Below are 18374 nucleotides of genomic sequence, written 5' to 3'. Positions count from 1 at the left end.
TGAGGACCCCTGGGTCAGGCCCCGGGCTTGCGTTGCAGGATTGCGGCGAAGAACCCATCGGTCCCGTGGCGGGCGGGCGTGGTCAGCATGCAGTCCCCCTCTGCCGGCGGCACACCCGGGCCACCTGCCTCTGCCCATACGTCATGGATCGGCATCAGGGTAAAATCGGGATGGCTGTCGAGGAAGGTCCGCACCTGAATCTCGTCCTCCTCGGGCAGCAATGAGCAGGTTGCATACACAAGACGCCCGCCTGGCCTCACAAGATCACCCGCCAGTGTGAGGATTTCACGCTGTTTCACGCACAATTCTGCGAGGTCGAACGGTGCGGTACGCAAACGTGCGTCCGGGTTGCGTCTCCATGTGCCAGTTCCCGTGCAAGGTGCGTCCACCAACACCCGGTCGAATTGACCCGCCCTGCGCTTCGCCCAACGGTCGCCGGATTGGAACAGGTGACGCTCCACATTGTCGGCACCCGCCCGCCGGAGCCGCTTCACCGCGCCCTCCAGCCTTGGTGCCGAAACGTCGCAGGCGGTGATCCGGCCGCGATTGCCCATGGCCGCGGCCAGGGCCAGCGTCTTGCCGGCTGCACCGGCGCAGAGATCAGCCACCCGCATGCCAGGTGCCGCCCCGGTCAGCAAGGCGATCAGCTGGCTGCCCTCGTCCTGCACCTCGACCAGGCCTTCGAGGAAGGCGCGGGTTCCGGTGACGGGCCGCCGGGAGGGCAGGCGCAGCCCCCAGGGCGAGAGCGGCGTCGGCACCGCCTCGATCCCCTCGGCGGCGAGGGCCAGCGCCGCCTCCTCGCGCGTCGCCTTCAGCAGGTTGGCCCGCAGGTCGAGCGGCGCCTCGGCTTCCATCGCCGCCGCCTCCTCGGCGAGACGGTCGCCGAAGCGGGTGCGGAAGCCGGGCATCACCCAATCCGGCAGGTCGAGCCGGACCGGCTCCGGCATCTCCGGATGAAGCAGGCCGGGCCCGGAGCGCGCGGCATCGAGCTGGCGCAGCAGCCGCTCCTCCAGCACCGAGAGCGGCTCCGCGGCATATTGTCCGCCGGGGAAGGCCGCGAGGACGCCGGGGACATCCACCCCCTGCCCCAGCAGCAGATAGGCCGCGACCAGCATGCGCGCGGTCGTGCGGCAGCGGATGCGTTCCAGCCACCAATCGAGCCGCAGCCGCTGGCGCACCACGCCCCAGGCCAGTTCGTTGATCGCGCGCCGGTCGCCGCCGCCGATATAGCGGCGGGCCCGGAAGAAGTCGTTGGCGGTGGCATCGGCCGGGCGGCGGGGCTGGGATTCCAGCGCGATCAGCAGGTCGATGGCGGCGGCGAGCCGGGCGGCGGGCGTCATGCCAGCGCCGCCGGCAAGGCTTCGAGGCTGCGGAGGATGGTTGCTGCCTCCTCCAGCCCGTATTCCGCCGGTGCCCCGGCCCGGTTCACCCAGAACACGCGAAAGCCGAAACGCATCGCACCATAGGCATCCCAGGCATTGGAGGAGACGAAGGCGATCTCGCCCGGCTGGCAGCCGAACTGGGCAGTCGCCAGGGCATAGACGCGGCGGTCCGGCTTGAAGCAGCGCAGCGGATGCACCGAGAGCACGGCATCCAGCAGCGGCCCCAGCCCACCGGCCGCGACCGCGGCCTCCAGCATCTCGGGCGAGCCGTTGGAAAGGATGGCGGTGCCGAGGCCCCGCTCGCGCAGCGCCGCCAGGCACGGCGCCGCATCCGGATAGGCATCGAGCTCCCGATAGGCGGCGAGCAGATCCTCCCGCAGCGCCGCATCCGCCAGACCATGCGCCGCCAGCGCATAGTCGAGGGCACGCCCGGTCAGCGTCCAGAAGGGCTCATAATCGCCAGTCGCCGAGAGGATCCAGCTCCACTCGATCTGCTTGGCCCGCCAGAGGGCGGAGACGGGCGCGGCCTTCTCCCCCAGCCGCGCCGCGTGGCGCGCCACCGCGGCATGGACATCGAGCAGGGTGCCATAGGCATCGAAGACGGCGGCCCTGAGGCGCGGCATGGAGATCTCGACGGTTGGGAAGAAGGCAAGCCTAGCCCCTCTGGCCGCCCGCCGCCACGGCGCGCAGACTGGCCTCGCCAGGATGGGAGGACATAATCATGCGCAACCCGATGGAGCTCACCGGGCGGACCATCATCGTCACCGGGGCCGGCCAGGGCATTGGCCGGGCCATCACTGAATTGGTTCTCGACCTCGGCGGCAATGCCGTGCTGGTGGAACGCAACCCGGAGACGCTGGCCGCGACGGCGGCCACGATGCCGGCCGAACGCATCCTCGCGGTGCAGGGCAATGTCGCCGAGGAAGGCTTCGGCGAGTCCTGCGTCGCGCAGGCGGTCTCCCGCTTCGGCGCGGTGCATGGGCTGGTGAACAATGCTGGCATCACCCGCCCGGCGATGATCGAGAAGATGACCTACCAGCAGTGGCAGGCGGTCATCGATGTGAACCTGACCGGCTGCTACCTGATGCTGCAGGCCGTCGGCCGCCATATGTGCACCCGCGCGCGGGAGGCGATGCCGGAGCCGAGCGGCACCACCGGCGCGATCGTCAACATCGCCTCGACCGCCGGAAAGCGCGGCAGCATCGGGCAGGTGAACTACTCCGCCGCCAAGTCCGGCCTGTTCGGCATGACGATGACCGCGGCGCGGGAATGGGCACGCTATGGCGTGCGCTGCAATTCAGTCGGCTTCGGCACGGTGGAGACGCCGATGACGGAGGTAATCCGCAGCGACCGGTTCCGCGAGCAGACGCTGTCCCGCATCCCGCTCGGCCGCGTGGCGCAGCCGGCGGAGGTGGCGCCGCTGATCTGCTTCCTGCTCTCCAACGGCGCCGTCTATATCAGCGGCGAGAATATGACGGTCTCGGGTGGCAGCCATATGCAGCCCTGACCGAAGGGGAACCTCCCGCGGCTTTGCCGCGGGAGGATACCGGACCGCTGGGCACGAGCGACAACCGGGGCCCCCACGGCACCGCGCAGCGGTGTCGTGGGGAAAAATCAGCCCTCCTGCCGGTAGTTCGGCGCCTCGCGGGTGATGGCCACGTCATGCACATGGCTCTCGCGCAGGCCGGCGCCGGTGATGCGGCGGAAGCGGGCATTGCTTTGCATCTCGGCGACCGTAGCATTGCCGGTATAGCCCATCGCCGCGCGCAGCCCGCCGACGAGCTGGTGGATCACCGTCCCGACCGGCCCCTTATAGCCGACCCGGCCCTCGACGCCCTCCGGCACCAGCTTCAGGCTGTCCTGCACATCCTGCTGGAAGTAGCGATCGGCCGAACCCCGCGCCATGGCGCCGATCGAGCCCATGCCGCGATAGGATTTGTAGGACCGGCCCTGGTAGAGGAATACCTCGCCCGGCGCCTCATCCGTGCCGGCAAACAGGCTGCCCATCATCACGCAATCGGCGCCGGCGGCGACCGCCTTGGCGATATCGCCCGAGGTGCGAATGCCGCCATCGGCAATGGCAGGGACGCCATTCTCCTTCGCTGCCGCGGCACATTCCATCACCGCGGTCAGCTGCGGCACGCCGACGCCGGCGACGACCCGCGTGGTGCAGATGGAGCCGGGGCCGATGCCGATCTTCACTGCATCGGCGCCGGCGCGGATCAGCGCCTCCACCCCCTCGGGCGTCGCCACATTGCCGGCGACGACCTGGACGGTGTTCGACATGCGCTTGATCCGCTCTATGGCCGCGAGCACGCCGCCGGAATGGCCATGCGCGGTATCGACCACGACCACATCCACCTCGGCGGCGACCAGCGCCTCCACCCGGCGGATGCCATCCTCGCCGACACCGGTGGCGGCGGCGGCGCGCAGCCGGCCGAGCGCGTCCTTCACCGCATTCGGATTGGCCTGGGCCTTGTCCATGTCCTTGACAGTGATGAGGCCGACGCAGCGCCCCGCCTCGTCGACCACCAGCAGCTTCTCGATCCGGTGCCGGTGCAGCAGGGCGCGGGCCTGCTCGGGCGAGATGTCGCCATTGGCGATGACCAGGTTGTCCCGGGTCATCAGCTCATAGACCCGGGTGCCCGGATCGGTGGCGAAGCGGACATCGCGGTTGGTGATGATGCCGACCAGGCGGCCCGAGCCGCGCTCGACCACCGGGATGCCGCTGATCCGGTACTGCTCCTGCAGGGCACGGACATCGGCCAGGGTCTGGTCGGGATGGATGGTGACCGGGTTCACCACCATGCCGCTCTCGAACTTCTTCACCCGGCGGACCTGGGCGGCTTGTTCCTCAGCCGTCATGTTCTTGTGGATCACGCCGATGCCGCCGGCCTGGGCCATGGCGATCGCCATCGGCGCCTCGGTGACCGTGTCCATCGCCGCGGCGACGAGCGGGATGTTGAGGGCGATCTCCCGGGTCAGCCGGGTGCGGGTGTCGGTCTGATGGGGCAGGACGGCGGAATAGGCCGGGACCAGCAACACATCGTCGAAGGCATAAGCCTCGGCGATGGTGATCGGGGAGCGCGGCTGGCTACGGGCGGGGCTGGCATCGGGTAAGGATTCGGGGGCCATAGGGGGACCTTTCGCGCGATAAGCGTCGCGGGGGCGGGCGATCCGCTACCTTGGCGGCCCCCTTTACCCCCAGGCGGAGTGCCGCGTCCAGCGCTGGCCGCAGGCCGAGCGTTGCAGTCAGGTGATATCGGCCCCGCGTTGCCGGTCGGGGCCCCGTCAGGCCGGCCGTTTTGCCAGGAAGACCGGGCGCTCGGCGGGCTTTTCGATATGGGCCGCAAGACGCTGCCAGACCGTCTCGATCGGCGCGCGGTCGGCGCCGTCCCGAGGACCAGCACGATCTGCGTCGGCTCGGTCCGGACAGCGTCCGTGCCCAGGCCGCCGCCATCAGGGCAGTAGCCGTGCCATGGCCCTCCGGACGGGGCTGATCGGACTGTCCTCCGGCTGCGGCGAGAGCCCGTGCAGCCCGGCCCATCCCGGGAGGGTTCAGCAAACGGAGGCTACCGCCCCCGAAACCCCGTCGCCACGACATAAAGCTCGGCACTGTCCTTCCGGCTCGCGGGCGGCTTGCCGTGCCGCACCGTGGCGAAGTTGCGCTTGAGCTGGTCGAGCAGATCCTTCTCCGTTCCGCCCTGGAACACCTTGGCGACGAAGCCGCCCCCCGGCGCCAGCACCTTCAGGGCAAAATCCAGCGCCAGCTCGGCCAGCGCGATGATGCGGAGATGGTCGGTGGCACCATGGCCCGTCGTGTTCGGCGCCATGTCCGAGAGCACGAGATCCGCCTGACCATCCAGCGCCTCGAGCACCGCCCGCTCCGCCGCCTCCTCCTGGAAGTCGCCTTGGAGCATGATGGCGCCGGGCAGCGGGTCCATCGGCAGCAGGTCGAGTGCCACGATCCGTGACCCGCCCCGCTGCGCCACCACCTGCGTCCAGCCGCCGGGCGCCGCGCCGAGATCGACCACCCGCATGCCGGGCTTCAGCAGATGGAAGCGCTCATCCAGCTCGATCAGCTTGAAGGCGGCACGGGAGCGGAGGCCCTGCTGCTGCGCGGCCCGCACATAGGGGTCGTTCAACTGGCGTTCCAGCCAGCGCTGGCTGCCGATGCTGCGCTTCTTGGCGGTCTTCAGCCGGGTGGCCAGGCCCCGGCCGCCGGGTGTCGGTCCCTTCAACTGCCGGTCCGCCGGGATGCGGCGCCTCGTGCAGCAGGCCAGCGGTCCGCCCGCATCATCCGCAACAGCATCCCCTCCCGCAGGCCACGATCGGCCACCGTCAGGGCCGGGAGCGGCCAGACATGGCGGATGGCAGCATAGACGGCGCAGCCGGGCAGGACGAAATCCACCCGGTCCGGCCCGACGCAAGGATGCGCCGCCAGCCCTGCCCGGCCCAGGGCGAAAAGGTCGCCGAGCGCTTGGTCGGCAACGCCCATATCGAGGGTGCAGCCATCGACCAGCGGCCGCCGGTAACGCGGCAGCGCCAGCGCCACGCCGGCCAGGGTGGTGACGGTGCCGCTGGTGCCGATCAGGCGGACGCCGCCGGACCTGATCTCCTGCCCGATGCAATGCACCCGGTCGAAGGCGAGGAGATGGGTCGCCACCTCCTCCACCACCGCATGGAACCCCTCCTCGGTGAAGCAGGAGGCGCCGGCGCGTTCGGCCAGCGTCACCACGCCAAGGGGGAGCGAGACATAGCCGATCAGCTCCGCCGTCGGGGCGCCGGCCGGGCGGCTGCCCCGGGGCGGCACGCGAATCCAGGCGATCTCGGTGCTGCCGCCGCCGATATCGAAGAGCAGGGCGCGGCGGTCCGTCTCCTCCAGCAGCGGGGCGCAGGATTCCATGGCCAGTTCCGCCTCCTCCCGCGCCGAGATGATGCGGGGGCGGAGACCGGTCTCGGCCTCGACCCGGGCGAGGAAGGCGGCGCCATTGACAGCGCGGCGGCAGGCCTCGGTGGCGACGGCCTGGAATTGGCGAATCGGGCGGCGCGAGAGCTTCTCGGCGCAGGCGGCGAGCGCGGCGACGGCGCGGTCCATGGCGGGCTCGGCCAGCCGGCCGGTGCTGGCCAGGCCCTCGCCCAGGCGGACGATGCGGCTGAAGCTGTCGACCACGCGGAAGCCGCTGCCGGTCGGGGCGCCGATCAGCAGGCGGCAATTATTGGTGCCGAGGTCGAGCGCGGCATAGGCGGGGCCGGAGGGCAGGCCGAACCGGGCAGCGAGACTCGATGGCCGGTCCGGATGGGCCGGGCTGGGCAGCTGGGGCTCTGTCAGCCTGAGGGGTTGTACGTCATCCGGCATGGTGTTGGGCCTGGGGGTTCCCCGGGATATCCGCCTCGTGCGGCACCCCAGGGCGCATGATCCGGGGATGTGCGCCCTGGGGCAAGCGCTTTCCGCAGGTGGCGGGTTGCGGAGCCTGGGAGGAAATGGTAGCAGCGGCGCCCTGCGAGGTGGTGACGCTTCGCGGCCTTGGCCACTCCGCCATCCGGGGGGCTTGAGGACCCGCTTGGGGGATAGTTTAACGGTAGAACTCCCGACTCTGACTCGGGCAGTCTTGGTTCGAATCCAGGTCCCCCAGCCAATCTGTTTGCAGATCCCATTGCCGCCAGAGACTTAGGCCGGGCGCTCGCCAACCGAGCGACGGGATTGCGCGCCTGTGACACCGCGGTGTAACACATCTGAGCCCTCTGGCCCGCCGGCAGCCCTGCCGGTGCGGCACTCCAGCCCACTCCCACGCCACCGCTCCGCCCACCTGCTGCTGCGCGGGCGGACCTGGTATTGGCGCCGCCGCCTGCCGGGCGCGGGGCGAGGCACCAAGGCGAAAATAGGGCAGGCCGAGATCTGGGTATCCTTGCGGACCGAGGACCGCCGGACCGCCCTGGCTCGGGCGCTCCAGCTGGATTCCGCCTTCGAGACGCTCGCCCGCATGGCCGATCTGACCTCCGCACTCACCGCCGCGGCCTTCGCTGCTGAGGTCCGCCGCACTGCCCTGACCGAACTTGAGGCCCACCGCGCCGCCCGCGAGCCGGACGAGCCCGGCACCCTGACCCGCTGGCAGCTTGGCCCGCCGCTCGACCCGGCCCTGGCGGCGCGCCTGAGCGCCATCGCCGACCAGACGGACGCGCTCAGCTCCGACCTGCCGGAGGACCTCGCCGCGGACCTGCGGCAGGCGCTCGAGGCGGTGCCGCCAGCGCGGCAACGGACGTCATCGCTCGCCGCCTCCAAGATGCGCGCCCAGCCGTTCCGACTTCACCTACGACCACCGGCGCGACTTCTACATCTGCCCGGGCGGGAAGGAGTTGCTACACTACCGGCACCAGTTCGCGCGGCCGCGGATCGGGGTCGATGCCGAAGGCCTCATGCGCTACCGCGCCACCAAGCACGACTGCGGCGCCTGCGCGCTGAAGCCCCGCTGCTGCCCGAACCGGCCAGCCCGGAAACTTCTGCGCTCGATCCACGAGGGCGCCCGCGACATGGCCTGGGACATCGCGAAGACGGAGGCGTACGCGGTCTCGCGGCGGCAACGGAAGAAGGTCGAGATGCTGTTCGCCCACCTCAAGCGCATCCTCGACCTGAGCAGGCCGCGACTACGAGGCCCGAACGGTGCCCGTGATGAGTTCCACCTCGCCGCTGCCGCCCAGAACCTCCGCAAGCTCGCGAAGCTGGTCCCGCTCCCCACGCCGGCACCCGCCAGTTGACGCGGCAGGGCCAGGATAGCCTCGCCCCCGCTCACCCATCCCGAACCGGCGCCGCCCCACAAAGACCGGGCAGCCGCGCACTTTTTCAACGGAGTCGTCAGAATGCGGATCGGGCGGCCGTCGAAGAGCTGGTCCGACATGAAGTCCATGGCCTAAATCTCATTCGGCGCTGCCGCTCCCGGACACCCCTGTCGGTAGCGCCAGGCCCGCTTACGCCGCAGCAGCTTGGTGCGGATCGACAACCTCTCCTCGGAATAGAGCCGGTAGGTGCTTTTGTGGTTCACTGGCCAGCCTTCGCGCTGCAGCAAACCTGCAGATGCGGAGGCCGAAAGGCCGGCTGCTTCGGGGCCCTAGAGGCTGTTATGGACTGTTGTCTGGGTAACGATCAGGCTGTGGGGCATGAATGCCCGCAAGCCGTACCCATCTGATGTCTCCGATGACGAATGGGCTTTGGTCGCGCCCTACCTGACCCTGCTGCCTGAGACTGCCGGGCAGCGTGAGCACGCGTTGCGCGAGGTGTTCAACGGCCTGCGGTATGTGATCAAGATCGGGGCGCCCTGGCGGTGGATGCCGAACGACCTGTCACCCGGGCGGCGGTCTATCAGCAGGCGCAGCGCTGGCTGGCGGCCGGCTGCTTCGAGGCCTTGGCCGAGGATCTGCGCGCTGTGCTGGGTCGCCGCTGGGCGCAAAGCTCAGCCCAGTGCTGCCATCCTGGACAGCCGCACACTGCGGTCCTCGCCGGAAAGCGGCGCGAGGGCGGGCTATGGCGGTGCCAAGCGCAAGCGGGGGTCCAAGCTGCATCTGGCAGTCGACACGCTGGGCCATCTGCTGGCCCTGCACGTCACACCCGCCAGCACGGACGACCGCGCCGAGGTTGGGCGGCTGGCCCGGGCCGTGCAGTCCACTACCGGCCAGAGCGTCGACCTGGCCTATGTCGACCAGGGCTACACCGGCCCGAAGGCCGCTGACGCCGCCAAGGCGCATGGGATTGAGTTGGAGGTGGTCAAGTTGACAGACACCAAGCGTGGCTTCGTGCTGTTGCCGCGGCGCTGGGTGGTCGAACGGACCTTCGCCTGGCCACCCGCTTTCGCCGACTGGTGAAGGACTACGAAGGCTATGCCAGCACCCTCGCCGATCTTCACCTCGTCGCCTTCGCCTGCCTCATGCTCAAGCAGGCCGCGCAACTGACCGGAGGTCCATAACGGCGTCTAGGCCGGAGATGCTGCTGGCTTGCCCTTCTCCGCAATGAGAGTGCCCGTGATCTTTCCCGCTGTAGGTCCATTCTTCGCACTATGGCGGACCCCTTGTGGCACTTGGAAGCCTACGCCGGGCTTCAACTCAATTGGGTCTCACCCTTCCAAATAAAGCATGCCCGTTCCTTCCAGCACATAGCCAGTCTCGATGCCGGGATGGACATGCCGCTCGACCTCTGCGTTTGGAGGCACCTCGACGAGGACTTGGATCACGACATGCGTGCCACCCGGAAGATCGGTTTGGTTGATGATTGTGGCCTGGAGGTCGGCCCCCTTTCCGCCCGTGGCCTCGGCTGGGATGCTGGTGCAGTGACATAGGCCGGATCATAATCGTAGCGCCGACCACCATGATGATCAGACGGCTGAAGGTCGCGGCGACAGACCGTCCGTGACGCCGGCTTGACGGCAAGGCTCTGCCAAAACGGTGCCAGCGCGCGGCGAGCCCGCTAGACTCGGGTTCGAGATTTCGCAAAGGATTCTGCGCCGATGAGCCACGAACCACGACGCAGCGTGCTAGGCGCCCGGCTTGCCAACCAGCCCGGGCTGCTTTTCTCCTTTCGGCCAGCGCCGTGACCCCCCCTTTTTTCCGCATCGGAGAGGGCTCCATTTCGGCACATGGCGGCACCGGGGTTGCCCCGGCGCGAAGCGAAGGCAGCATTTCCCGAATCTTTGACCTTCTCGATCTATTCTCGCCGAGTTCGCCGATGATTCGTGTGGAGGACGTGATCGAGCGGCTCGGTTATACCAAGTCGACGGCATACCGTTACCTGAAGACGCTTTGTGATGTTGGCCTCCTTGCTCCCGCCGGCGGCGCATTTTATTCGCTTGGGCCCCGGATCGTCGAACTAGACCGGTTGATGCATCTGACCGACCCGTTACTGCAGGCGGGACAGGTGCTCATGCCGGCCCTTGCGGCCTCTATGCCCAACAGCATCGTCCTACTCTCCAGCCTGTACCGCGATCGGGTCCTTTGCGTGCACAAGGAGGGACCGGAAGCGATCCAGGCCGAAGGCCGGTCCATCCGGATCCGGCGAGCCCGCGGCTTGCCCCTACCGCTGTTCCAGGGCGCGGCGTCACTGATCATCCTGGCCCTGCTACCGGCCCACCGCGTGAGGACGCTTTACCTGAGTCGGCAGGCCGAGATCGCCGAGGCCGGGCTCGGCGCCGACTGGAAGTCCTTCCGCGGCCGCCTCGCGGCCCTGCGGCGCGAGGGCCACATGATCACGGTAGGGCAGTTCAACCCCCTGCTGGCCGCGGTCGCCGTCCCCGTCATCCTCGGCGGGGAGGGCGAGGTGCGTGGCAGCCTCACTCGGATCCTGGCCCGGGCCGACCTCCCCGCCGGCGGCCCCGGCGCCCTGGTCGGCGAGTTGAAGGAGACTGCGGCGCGCATGGCTGCGAGGCTCCCCGGGACGCGCGCCTGAGGCCGCCACCGCTCACCCCCAAAGTCATGAAATCCCATATTGTGGGAAAATGACGATTTGCCGTATAGGCTGAGCGAAAGGCAGCCCAACGCTGGCAGCCGCTCGGGAGAGGAGGAAACCCCGATGATGATCGAGCCGACGGGCGGGATTCTCGGCGCTGTGGTGACGGGCATCGACCTGTCGCAGCCATTGAGCGGGGCTGATTTCAGCACTGTCCTCACGGCACTCGGCCGGCACGGGGTGCTGCGCTTCCCCGGCCAGACCCTTGGCGCGCGGGAGCTGAAGGTCTTCTCCGAGCGCTTCGGGCCGATTCAGGGCTCCGTCACCGGCAAATTCCACGATCCGGAGGTGCCGGAGGTCGGGATCCTATCGAATATCCGCGAGAATGGGCAGCCGATCGGCTTGGCCGATGCCGGGCAGGACTGGCACACGGACATGTCCTACAACCGCGTCATCGGCTTCGTGAACGTGCTCTATGCGGTGAAGGTGCCGCGGCGGGACGGCAAGGCCCTGGGCTCCACCGTCTTCGCCAATATGCATGCTGCCTATGATGAGCTGGACCCGGCGCTGAAGTCCCGGCTCGAGGACATGACGGCGACGCATGACTTCAACAAATTCTGGGAGGAGATGCGCCGCCGCCCCGGCAGCATGCGCGGGCCGCTGACGCCGGAGCAGCGCGCCAAGCGGCCGCCTTCCGTCCACCCAGTCTTTCTGACGCATCCGATCACCGGCCGGAAGGTGCTCTACTGCAATCCCGGTTATGCGATCCGCATCAACGAGCTGGACGAGGCCGAGAGCGACCGCGTGCTGACTGCACTGTTCGAGCACCAGCTCCAGCCGCGCTTCCAGTATTCGAATGAGTGGAGCGAGAACGACCTGCTGGTCTGGGACCATATCGGAACGCTGCACAACGCTATCCCCGACTACACGGCCGATGAGCCTCGCCTCATGAAGCGTTGCCAAGTCATGGCCGACTGGATCTTCGATCCCGAATTCCTGCGCCGCGCCTTGCCGCAGCGGAGCGCAGCTTAGGCGAAGGATCCGGCGCGGCCCACGGGCCGCGCCATGGAAAGGCAGGAACGACCATGCGCATAGCCAGCTACATGACGGCCGAGGGACCATCCTTCGGGCTGGTGGTCAGGGACGGCGTCGTCGATCTGCGTCGCCGGCTCGGCGGGCGCTATGCCAGCCTGCGGGCCGTGCTCGAAGCGGATGCGCTGGCGGAGCTGCGGGCCCATGCCGGGGCTGCGCCGGACTTCGCCCTGGCCGATCTCGCCTGGCTGCCGGCGCTGCCGGATCCGCAGAAAATCCTTTGCGTCGGGCTGAACTACCGCTCGCATGTGGGCGAGGGCGGGCCGCGCGAGGTGCCGGAGTTTCCCCGCCTCTTCTCCCGCTTCGCCGATACGCTCGTGGCGCAGGGCCAAGCCATGGTGCGGCCGCGCGTCTCCACGCAATTCGACTATGAGGGGGAACTGGCGGTCGTCATCGGCAAGCCGGGGCGCCACATCTCCAGAGAGCGCGCGATGGAGCATATTGCGGGCTATACCTGCTTCAACGATGGCAGCCTGCGCGACTACCAGAAGCACATGATCACCGCCGGCAAGAATTTCTGGCGCAGCGGTCCGCTCGGCCCCTGGGTGGTGACGGCCGATGAGATCCCCGACCCGACCGTGCTGACCCTGGAGACGCGGCTGAACGGCCAGCGCGTGCAGCATGCGGGCACGGGGGAGCTGATCTATTCGATCCCGACGCTGATCGAATACGCATCCCGGATCACGCCGCTCTCGCCCGGCGACATCCTGGCGACCGGCACGCCGGAAGGCGTCGCGCTGCATCGCAAGCCGCCGCTCTGGCTGAAGGCCGGCGATGTGGTGGAAGTCGAGATCTCCGGCATCGGCGTGCTGCGCAACCCCGTGGTGGATGAGGACGCAGCGCCATGATGCAGGTCGGCGCAGACCGGGTGCGGCAGCAGATCGCTGGCATCCTCACCGCCTGGGGGATGGCGCCCGAGCTGGTCGAGACCACGGCGGGGATGATGGTCGAGACCGACCTGATGGGCGTGGAAAGCCACGGCATCTCCATGCTGATGATGTATGAGCGGATGCGCGATGCGGGCGCGCTCAACCTGCAGGCGCGACCACGCATCGTGCAGGAGACCGTCTGCACGGCGCTCGTCGATGGCGATGCGGGGCTCGGCCATCCGGTCTCGGTCATGGCGATGGATCTGGCGGTGGACAAGGCCCTGGCCGCGGGCATCGGCATGGTGGGCGTGCGGAACTCGCACCATTTCGGAGCCGCCGGTGTCTATGCCCGGCGGGCGGCGGAGCGCGGCGCCATCGGCCTGGTGACCAGCGCCACGCGTGGCATCATGATGGTGCCGACCGGCGGTGCCGAGCCGGTGCTGGGCACCAACCCCATCGCCTTTGCTGCGCCGGCTGGGCGGAACCGCCCCTTCGTGCTCGACATGGCGACCACCACCGTCGCCGCCAACAAGGTGAAGGTCTACGACCTCAAGGGAAATCCGGTCCCTGCCGGCTGGGTGATGGACGGCCAGGGTGGCAGCGCCACCGATCCGCGCACGGCGATGGAGTATCTGCACAACCGTCGGGAAGGCGGCCTCTCGCCCCTCGGCGGCACGCCGGAGATGGGCAGCCACAAGGGCTATGGCTTGGCGATGATGGTGCATATCCTGGGCGGCACGCTGACCGGCGGCAGCTTCTCACCAATCCGCAAGCGCAGCCAGAAGCCGGGCGATCCCGAGAATATCGGCCACTACTTCCAGGCGATCGATCCGGGGGCCTTCCTGCCGGAAGGGCAGTTCCAGTCCGACCTGGACGAGGTGATCGACGTCCTCCACGCGACCCCGCCGGCCGATCCCGCGAAACCCGTGCTCGTCGCCGGGGAGCCCGAGGACCGGGAGCGCGAGCACCGGCTGCGGGAGGGCATCCCCATCCCGCCGGCGCTGGACCGCCATATCCGCGACATCTGCGGGCGCTGCGGCGCCGCCTACCTGCTGGCGCCGATGGAGACCCGCAGCGCCTGAACGGGGTGCAGGGTTGGGAGGAAGCGACATGAACAGAATGCTTCGGATGCCGGCGCTGGCCGTGGCCTCCCTCCTTGCGCTCTCGCCGGCCGCATGGGCGGCGGATCAGGTCCTGCGCATGGGGGTGGGGGCACAGGTCACCTCCATCGATCCGCATTTCCATAACATCTCCCCCAACAACGCCTTCGCCTCCATGGTCTTCGATGAGCTGGTGGGGCTGGATGCGCAGCTGCGTCCGCAGCCTGCGCTGGCGCTGAGCTGGCGGCCCATCGGCGAGGATGTCTGGGAGATCAGGCTGCGGCCGGGCGTGACCTTCTCCAACGGCTCACCCTTCACCGCGGACGACGTGGCCTTCACCTTCAGCCGCATCCCCGCCGTGCAGAACAGCCCCGGCTCCTTCATGACCTATATCCAATGGGTGCGGAGCGTGGAGGTGGTGGATCCCCTCACCCTCCGCCTGCACACGGATGGCCCCTTCCCGCTCGTCGCGCCCAATCTCGGCTCGGTGCCGATTCTCGACCGCGAAACCCATGCGGGGATGACGACGAGCGATTTCAACAGCGGCAAGGCGGCGATCGGCACGGGCCCCTTCCGGGTGACGTCGATCCGCCTCGGCGACCGGATCGAGCTGGAACGCAGCGAAGGCCATTGGGGGCGGCGTCCGGCCTGGGACCGTGTGGACTACCGGATGATCACCAATGATGCGACCCGCACCGCCGCGCTGCTGGCAGGCGATGTGGACATCATCGATCAGGTCCCGACCGGCGACATCGCCCGGCTGCGTCGCGATCCGCGGGTGCGGATCACCGAGGCGGACAGCTTGCGGCTCATGTTCCTGGTGCTCGATCAGGCGCGCGGCGTCACGCCCTTCGTCACCGGGCCCGAGGGGCAGCCGCTGGACCGCAACCCCTTGCAGGATGCGCGGGTCCGCCACGCCCTGGCCATGGCGGTGGACCGGCCGGCCATCGTCTCCCGCGTCATGGAGGGGGCGGCGACGGCGACCACGCAATTCATGCCGGCAGGCACCTACGGTTATGCGCCCGACCTGCCAGTCAGGCCAGTCGATCCCGAAGCCGCCCGGCGGCTGCTGGCCGAGGCCGGCTATCCCCAGGGCTTCCGGCTGGTGTTGCATGGATCCAACGACCGCTACCTGAACGATGCGCGCATCGTGCAGGCGATCGGCCAGATGTGGTCGCGCATCGGCGTGCGCACCGCGGTGGAGGTGGCGCCTTATGCCAGCTTCGTCACGCGCGCGAGCCGCCAGGAATTCTCCGCCTATATGGTCTCATGGGGCAGCTCGACCGGAGAGCCGTTGACCGGCCTGCGCTCCGTCCTGGCGACCTACGACCAGCAGCGCGGTACGGGTTCGGTGAACCGCTCCCGCTACTCAAACCCCGCGCTCGATGCGCTGCTCGGCACGGCGGCGCGGGAGCTGGACGATAGCCGGCGCGAGGCGATCCTGCAGGACGCGGCGCGGCTGATGGTGCGGGAGACCGCCATCATCCCACTGCACGTCCAGAAGAACACCTGGGCGAGCCGACAGGGCTTCGTGCATGAACCGCGCGTCGATGAACGTAGCCGCGCCCAGGACGTCCGACCGGCCGCCGCGTCGGAATAACACCTCACGGAAAGGGACGGAGATGATGCGACAAGGGCTCGGGCTGTTCCAGCGGCGGGGATTCCTCTCGGCCGGCGCAGCCATGCTGGCCATGCCGGCACTGGCACAGCCGCGGGCCGGGACGTTTCCCAGCCGCCCGATCCGCATCTTCGCCGCCTGGGCACCGGGCCCCAATGTCTATACCCGCGTGCTCGCCGACCTGATCGCGCCGCGCCTTGGCCAGCCCATCGTGATCGAGAGCCGCGCCGGGGCCAATGGCACCCTCGCCGCCCGCGCGGTAAAAAGCGAGGCAGCAGACGGCCATACCCTGGCGCAGATGCCGGGATCGGTGTTCCGGCTGCCCTTCATGACGCCGCGCCCGCCCTATGACCCGGTCGCGGACTTCACCTACATCATCTGCCTGACAGGCTACACCTTCGGCGTGGTCGTGCGGGCGGACAGCCCCTATCGCACATGGGCGGACTTCGTCGCCGCGGCGCGGCAGAAGCCCGGCAGCATCTCCTACGGCTCCCCCGGTATCGGCACCGAATCCCATGTGGTGATGGACCAGATCGCCAGCACCGAGAAGCTGGAATGGCTGCACGCGCCCTATCGCGGCGGCAGCGAGCTCACCAGCGCGCTCCTCGGCGGCACGATCGACGCCGTGGCGACCGCCAGCCACTGGTCCCAACTCGTCCTCGACGGCAAGCTGCGGCTGCTGAATGTCTGGACGCCCGAGCGCATCCGCCGCTACCCCGAGGCGCCGACGCTGCGGGAACTCGGCTACGATATCGTCGCCACCTCCCCTTACGGCCTGGCGGGCCCGAAGGGCATGGATCCCGGCACGGTGAAGCAGCTGCACGATGCTTTCAAGGAGGCGCTCTACCGGCCGGAATCCCTCGCCTATCTCGAAGGGCTGGACCAGCCGGTTATCTACATGGACAGCGAGACCTATACCGGCTTCGTGCAACGGCAGGTCCGCAAAGAAAAGGAGATCGTCCGCCAAATGAACCTGCGGCTGGATTAGATTGATCCGGGCGGCACGGACGCCATGCTAGGCTCAGGACTCATTGACCGAGCTAGAAGATGACGATGGCGGCGAGGGTGATGGCGCCGAAGAAGGTGGTGGCGCATCAGTCGTAGCGGGTGGCGATGCGGCGCCAATCCTTGAGGCGACCGAAGGTGATCTCGATGCGGTGGCGCTGGCGGCAGAGCGCCTTGTCGTCAGGGATGGGCTGTTTCCGGTTCTTCTTGGGCGGAATGCAAGCGGTGATGCCGCGTTCGGCCAGGGTGGTACGGAACGGGTTGCTGTCGTAGCCGCGGTCGGCGATCAACTCGCGCGCGGATGGTAGGAGGGGAGCCAGCATGTTGGCGCCCTTCTGTCGTTCATCTGCCCTTCAAAGAGCATCATGACGACGGGGCGGCCTTGGTCGTCGCAGACGGCGTGGAGCTTGGAGTTCAGCCCGCCCCTGGTGCGCCCGATGCACCGACCAGGTGCCCCCTTTTGAGCAGGCTGGCCGCGGTGCGGTGGGCCTTCAGGTGGGTGCTGTCGATGATCAGCCGGTCGGGCTCGCCCGCCTCGCCAGCGAGGCGACAAAGATGCGGCTGAACACGCCCATGCGGCTCCAGCGAACAAAGCGGTTGTAGATGGCCTGTTCACAAGCGACAAATTTTGCCTGACGCGGGAGGGGCAGCTTACGCTGGCGTGGCGGCGTGGGCCTCGGGGCGTTGGTCGGCCGGGACTCATGAGTTGGCCGTTCGGGAGGGTCTTGCCTTCTCGGAGCAGGTCACGAAACGGCAGCCTTGGGCAGTCAGCCGACGGCTGGTCAGCCATCCAGCGGCGCAGAAGCGTTGGGACCGGGCATACCAGCTAGCGCCGACCGTGCTCCGCAGGGTCTCGCGGAGGAGAGCCATTATGCAAGTAGCCGTCTACGCCCGGGTTTCGACGCAGCGTCAGGCCCAGTTCAAGACGACTGAGTAGCAGCTTGAGGGCTTCGTCGCCCATGCTGAGGCACAGGGATGGGCCTTGGAACCGGATCGCGTATTTCGTGACCACGGCTATAGCGGGGCCAGCCTACGGCGCCCCGGCCTCGATCGCCTGCGCAATGCCGTTGCGGCTGCAAGGTTCGAGCGCATTCTAATGACCGCACCCGACCGACTGGCCCGCAACTTCGTCCACCAGTGCTGCTCGTTGAGGAGTTGCAGAAACACGGTGCTGAGGTGGTGTTCCTTGATCGGCCGATGAGCCGGGATCCGCATGACCAGTTGCTGCTGCAGATCCGTGGTGCGATCGCTGAGTATGAGCGCAGCTTGATTACCGAGCGAATGCGCCGGGCCCGGCTGCGTAAGCTGCGGGCCGGAACCCTGCTGCCCTGGACCCAACGTCGCTATGGCTACCGGCTCGACCCTGACCGCCCGCGGGACCCGGCAGGTGTTCGCCTGGACGAGGCGGAGGCGGCCGTGGTGCGGGATTTGTTCGCCCGGTGCGCTGGTGAGGACACCACAATCATCGGCCTCGTGCAGCACCTGGACCGGCTTGGGATCGCCTCGCCCAGGGGACGCCGGAGTTGGAGCGCCTCGGCCCTGCGAGGTTTGCTGACCAACCCAGTCTATTTAGGGCAGGTCTACGCCAACCGGCTTCGAACCCGACCTGCGGAGCGGCGGCGGTCCGCCCTGCTGCCGCAGGGTCGCGGCGACGGCGGCAAGCGGCTGGCCGACCAGCCGAATGGATCGCGGTCGCCTCCGTCCCAGCCATCGTCGCCTTGGAACAGTTCAACCGCGCTCGGGACCGACTGGCCTATAATCAGCGCATGGCACGGCGGAACAACCGAGTGCACCAATACCTTCTGCGCGGGTTGGTCAGCGGCGGCTGTTGCTGCCGGGGCGTTGTCACATTGTTTGATGACCGGGCGCGTTTGACCG

The 18374-nt window shown here is 68.5% G+C and carries 16 protein-coding genes, 1 tRNA gene and 4 pseudogenes; 13 read left to right on the top strand and 8 right to left on the bottom strand.

The window, feature by feature from the left end:
* Window positions 1-14 precede the first annotated feature (14 nt).
* Window positions 15-1340: an RsmB/NOP family class I SAM-dependent RNA methyltransferase gene (locus JMJ55_RS25985; RefSeq protein WP_202828528.1), complete on the bottom strand. Its 1326-nt coding sequence runs from the start codon at window positions 1338-1340 to the stop codon at window positions 15-17.
* Entirely contained in the window at window positions 1337-2005 is a 669-nt protein-coding gene (locus JMJ55_RS25980) for a haloacid dehalogenase type II (protein ID WP_202828527.1), read from the bottom strand. The genes JMJ55_RS25985 and JMJ55_RS25980 overlap by 4 nt, the downstream gene beginning before the upstream one ends.
* Window positions 2006-2103: 98 nt before the next feature.
* On the opposite strand from JMJ55_RS25980, the gene JMJ55_RS25975 reads away from it, so the two are divergent.
* Entirely contained in the window at window positions 2104-2889 is a 786-nt protein-coding gene (locus JMJ55_RS25975) for an SDR family NAD(P)-dependent oxidoreductase (protein WP_202828526.1), read from the top strand.
* 107 nt (window positions 2890-2996) lie between these two features.
* Here JMJ55_RS25975 and guaB read toward each other — a convergent pair whose 3' ends face one another.
* The 3 genes from guaB to JMJ55_RS25960 all read right to left on the bottom strand — a co-directional run bounded on the left by guaB (window position 2997) and on the right by JMJ55_RS25960 (window position 6741).
* Window positions 2997-4517: an IMP dehydrogenase gene (gene guaB, locus JMJ55_RS25970; RefSeq protein WP_202828525.1), complete on the bottom strand. Its 1521-nt coding sequence runs from the start codon at window positions 4515-4517 to the stop codon at window positions 2997-2999.
* Window positions 4518-4954: 437 nt separating this feature from the next.
* Window positions 4955-5623: an RlmE family RNA methyltransferase gene (locus tag JMJ55_RS25965; RefSeq protein WP_202828524.1), complete on the bottom strand. Its 669-nt coding sequence runs from the start codon at window positions 5621-5623 to the stop codon at window positions 4955-4957.
* On the bottom strand, window positions 5620-6741 hold the full coding sequence (locus tag JMJ55_RS25960) for a Ppx/GppA phosphatase family protein (RefSeq protein ID WP_202828523.1): 1122 nt from the start codon (window positions 6739-6741) through the stop codon (window positions 5620-5622). The genes JMJ55_RS25965 and JMJ55_RS25960 overlap by 4 nt, the downstream gene beginning before the upstream one ends.
* A gap of 206 nt (window positions 6742-6947) precedes the next feature.
* Between JMJ55_RS25960 and JMJ55_RS25955 the strand changes: the two genes are divergently transcribed.
* The 3 genes and pseudogenes from JMJ55_RS25955 to JMJ55_RS25950 form a co-directional block, all read left to right on the top strand.
* Window positions 6948-7021 (top strand) — tRNA-Gln (locus JMJ55_RS25955).
* A gap of 75 nt (window positions 7022-7096) precedes the next feature.
* Window positions 7097-7345 (top strand): annotated as a pseudogene (locus JMJ55_RS32160) (DUF6538 domain-containing protein); the annotation flags it as partial.
* 334 nt (window positions 7346-7679) lie between these two features.
* A pseudogene (locus JMJ55_RS25950) lies at window positions 7680-8138 on the top strand (transposase); the annotation flags it as partial.
* Window positions 8139-8293: 155 nt separating this feature from the next.
* Here JMJ55_RS25950 and JMJ55_RS31250 read toward each other — a convergent pair.
* Window positions 8294-8446, bottom strand: a pseudogene (locus JMJ55_RS31250) (IS3 family transposase); the annotation flags it as partial.
* Window positions 8447-8537: 91 nt separating this feature from the next.
* On the opposite strand from JMJ55_RS31250, the gene JMJ55_RS25945 reads away from it, so the two are divergent.
* Window positions 8538-9239, top strand: coding sequence for an IS5 family transposase (locus JMJ55_RS25945; RefSeq protein ID WP_236034063.1), 702 nt, complete (start codon window positions 8538-8540; stop codon window positions 9237-9239).
* 248 nt (window positions 9240-9487) lie between these two features.
* Here the strand turns inward: JMJ55_RS25945 and JMJ55_RS32155 are convergent, their stop codons facing one another.
* Window positions 9488-9583 (bottom strand): cupin domain-containing protein, encoded by a 96-nt coding sequence (locus tag JMJ55_RS32155; protein WP_407927567.1) that lies wholly within the window; start codon window positions 9581-9583, stop codon window positions 9488-9490.
* A gap of 377 nt (window positions 9584-9960) precedes the next feature.
* Here JMJ55_RS32155 and JMJ55_RS25935 point away from each other — a divergent pair, with 377 nt between their 5' ends.
* The 6 genes from JMJ55_RS25935 (at window position 9961) to JMJ55_RS25910 (ending at window position 16479) form a co-directional block, all read left to right on the top strand.
* Window positions 9961-10812: an IclR family transcriptional regulator gene (locus JMJ55_RS25935; protein ID WP_202828521.1), complete on the top strand. Its 852-nt coding sequence runs from the start codon at window positions 9961-9963 to the stop codon at window positions 10810-10812.
* Between the two features lie 123 nt (window positions 10813-10935).
* Window positions 10936-11844: a TauD/TfdA dioxygenase family protein gene (locus JMJ55_RS25930; RefSeq protein WP_202828520.1), complete on the top strand. Its 909-nt coding sequence runs from the start codon at window positions 10936-10938 to the stop codon at window positions 11842-11844.
* Between the two features lie 53 nt (window positions 11845-11897).
* Window positions 11898-12752 (top strand): fumarylacetoacetate hydrolase family protein, encoded by an 855-nt coding sequence (locus tag JMJ55_RS25925; RefSeq protein ID WP_202828519.1) that lies wholly within the window; start codon window positions 11898-11900, stop codon window positions 12750-12752.
* Complete coding sequence (locus JMJ55_RS25920) at window positions 12749-13855, top strand: Ldh family oxidoreductase (protein ID WP_202828518.1); 1107 nt, start codon at window positions 12749-12751, stop codon at window positions 13853-13855. Before JMJ55_RS25925 ends, JMJ55_RS25920 begins: the two co-directional genes overlap by 4 nt.
* A 28-nt stretch (window positions 13856-13883) precedes the next feature.
* Window positions 13884-15473: an ABC transporter substrate-binding protein gene (locus JMJ55_RS25915; RefSeq protein ID WP_202828517.1), complete on the top strand. Its 1590-nt coding sequence runs from the start codon at window positions 13884-13886 to the stop codon at window positions 15471-15473.
* Window positions 15474-15495: 22 nt separating this feature from the next.
* Complete coding sequence (locus JMJ55_RS25910; RefSeq protein ID WP_236034062.1) at window positions 15496-16479, top strand: Bug family tripartite tricarboxylate transporter substrate binding protein; 984 nt, start codon at window positions 15496-15498, stop codon at window positions 16477-16479.
* Between the two features lie 106 nt (window positions 16480-16585).
* Here JMJ55_RS25910 and JMJ55_RS25905 read toward each other — a convergent pair whose 3' ends face one another.
* The gene (locus tag JMJ55_RS25905) at window positions 16586-16819 is read right to left on the bottom strand and encodes a transposase (protein WP_202828516.1); all 234 of its coding nucleotides are present in this window, start codon (window positions 16817-16819) and stop codon (window positions 16586-16588) included.
* A gap of 659 nt (window positions 16820-17478) precedes the next feature.
* On the opposite strand from JMJ55_RS25905, the pseudogene JMJ55_RS32150 reads away from it, so the two are divergent.
* Window positions 17479-17753: pseudogene (locus JMJ55_RS32150) on the top strand (recombinase family protein); the annotation flags it as partial.
* 24 nt (window positions 17754-17777) lie between these two features.
* Window positions 17778-18371 carry a recombinase family protein gene (locus tag JMJ55_RS25895; RefSeq protein WP_407927566.1) on the top strand — a complete coding sequence of 198 codons (594 nt, stop codon included), beginning with the start codon at window positions 17778-17780 and terminating at the stop codon, window positions 18369-18371.
* The last annotated feature ends 3 nt before the right edge of the window (window positions 18372-18374 follow it).

Source organism: Belnapia mucosa (assembly GCF_016775475.1).
In the GTDB taxonomy this organism is placed as follows: domain Bacteria; phylum Pseudomonadota; class Alphaproteobacteria; order Acetobacterales; family Acetobacteraceae; genus Belnapia; species Belnapia mucosa.
The sequence above is the reverse complement of the archived record's forward strand: the minus strand, read 5'-3'. Positions and strand labels throughout refer to the sequence as shown.

Coding starts and splice junctions, on each gene's coding strand:
- JMJ55_RS25960 (WP_202828523.1), bottom strand. CDS start 6,741: ATGCCGGATGACGTACAACCCCTCAGGCTGACAGAGCCCCAGCTGCCC.
- JMJ55_RS25915 (WP_202828517.1), top strand. CDS start 13,884: ATGAACAGAATGCTTCGGATGCCGGCGCTGGCCGTGGCCTCCCTCCTT.
- JMJ55_RS25945 (WP_236034063.1), top strand. CDS start 8,538: ATGAATGCCCGCAAGCCGTACCCATCTGATGTCTCCGATGACGAATGG.
- JMJ55_RS25975 (WP_202828526.1), top strand. CDS start 2,104: ATGCGCAACCCGATGGAGCTCACCGGGCGGACCATCATCGTCACCGGG.
- JMJ55_RS25920 (WP_202828518.1), top strand. CDS start 12,749: ATGATGCAGGTCGGCGCAGACCGGGTGCGGCAGCAGATCGCTGGCATC.
- JMJ55_RS25985 (WP_202828528.1), bottom strand. CDS start 1,340: ATGACGCCCGCCGCCCGGCTCGCCGCCGCCATCGACCTGCTGATCGCG.
- JMJ55_RS25905 (WP_202828516.1), bottom strand. CDS start 16,819: ATGCTGGCTCCCCTCCTACCATCCGCGCGCGAGTTGATCGCCGACCGC.
- JMJ55_RS25980 (WP_202828527.1), bottom strand. CDS start 2,005: ATGCCGCGCCTCAGGGCCGCCGTCTTCGATGCCTATGGCACCCTGCTC.
- JMJ55_RS25910 (WP_236034062.1), top strand. CDS start 15,496: ATGATGCGACAAGGGCTCGGGCTGTTCCAGCGGCGGGGATTCCTCTCG.
- JMJ55_RS25895 (WP_407927566.1), top strand. CDS start 17,778: ATGCGCCGGGCCCGGCTGCGTAAGCTGCGGGCCGGAACCCTGCTGCCC.
- guaB (WP_202828525.1), bottom strand. CDS start 4,517: ATGGCCCCCGAATCCTTACCCGATGCCAGCCCCGCCCGTAGCCAGCCG.
- JMJ55_RS25930 (WP_202828520.1), top strand. CDS start 10,936: ATGATGATCGAGCCGACGGGCGGGATTCTCGGCGCTGTGGTGACGGGC.
- JMJ55_RS25925 (WP_202828519.1), top strand. CDS start 11,898: ATGCGCATAGCCAGCTACATGACGGCCGAGGGACCATCCTTCGGGCTG.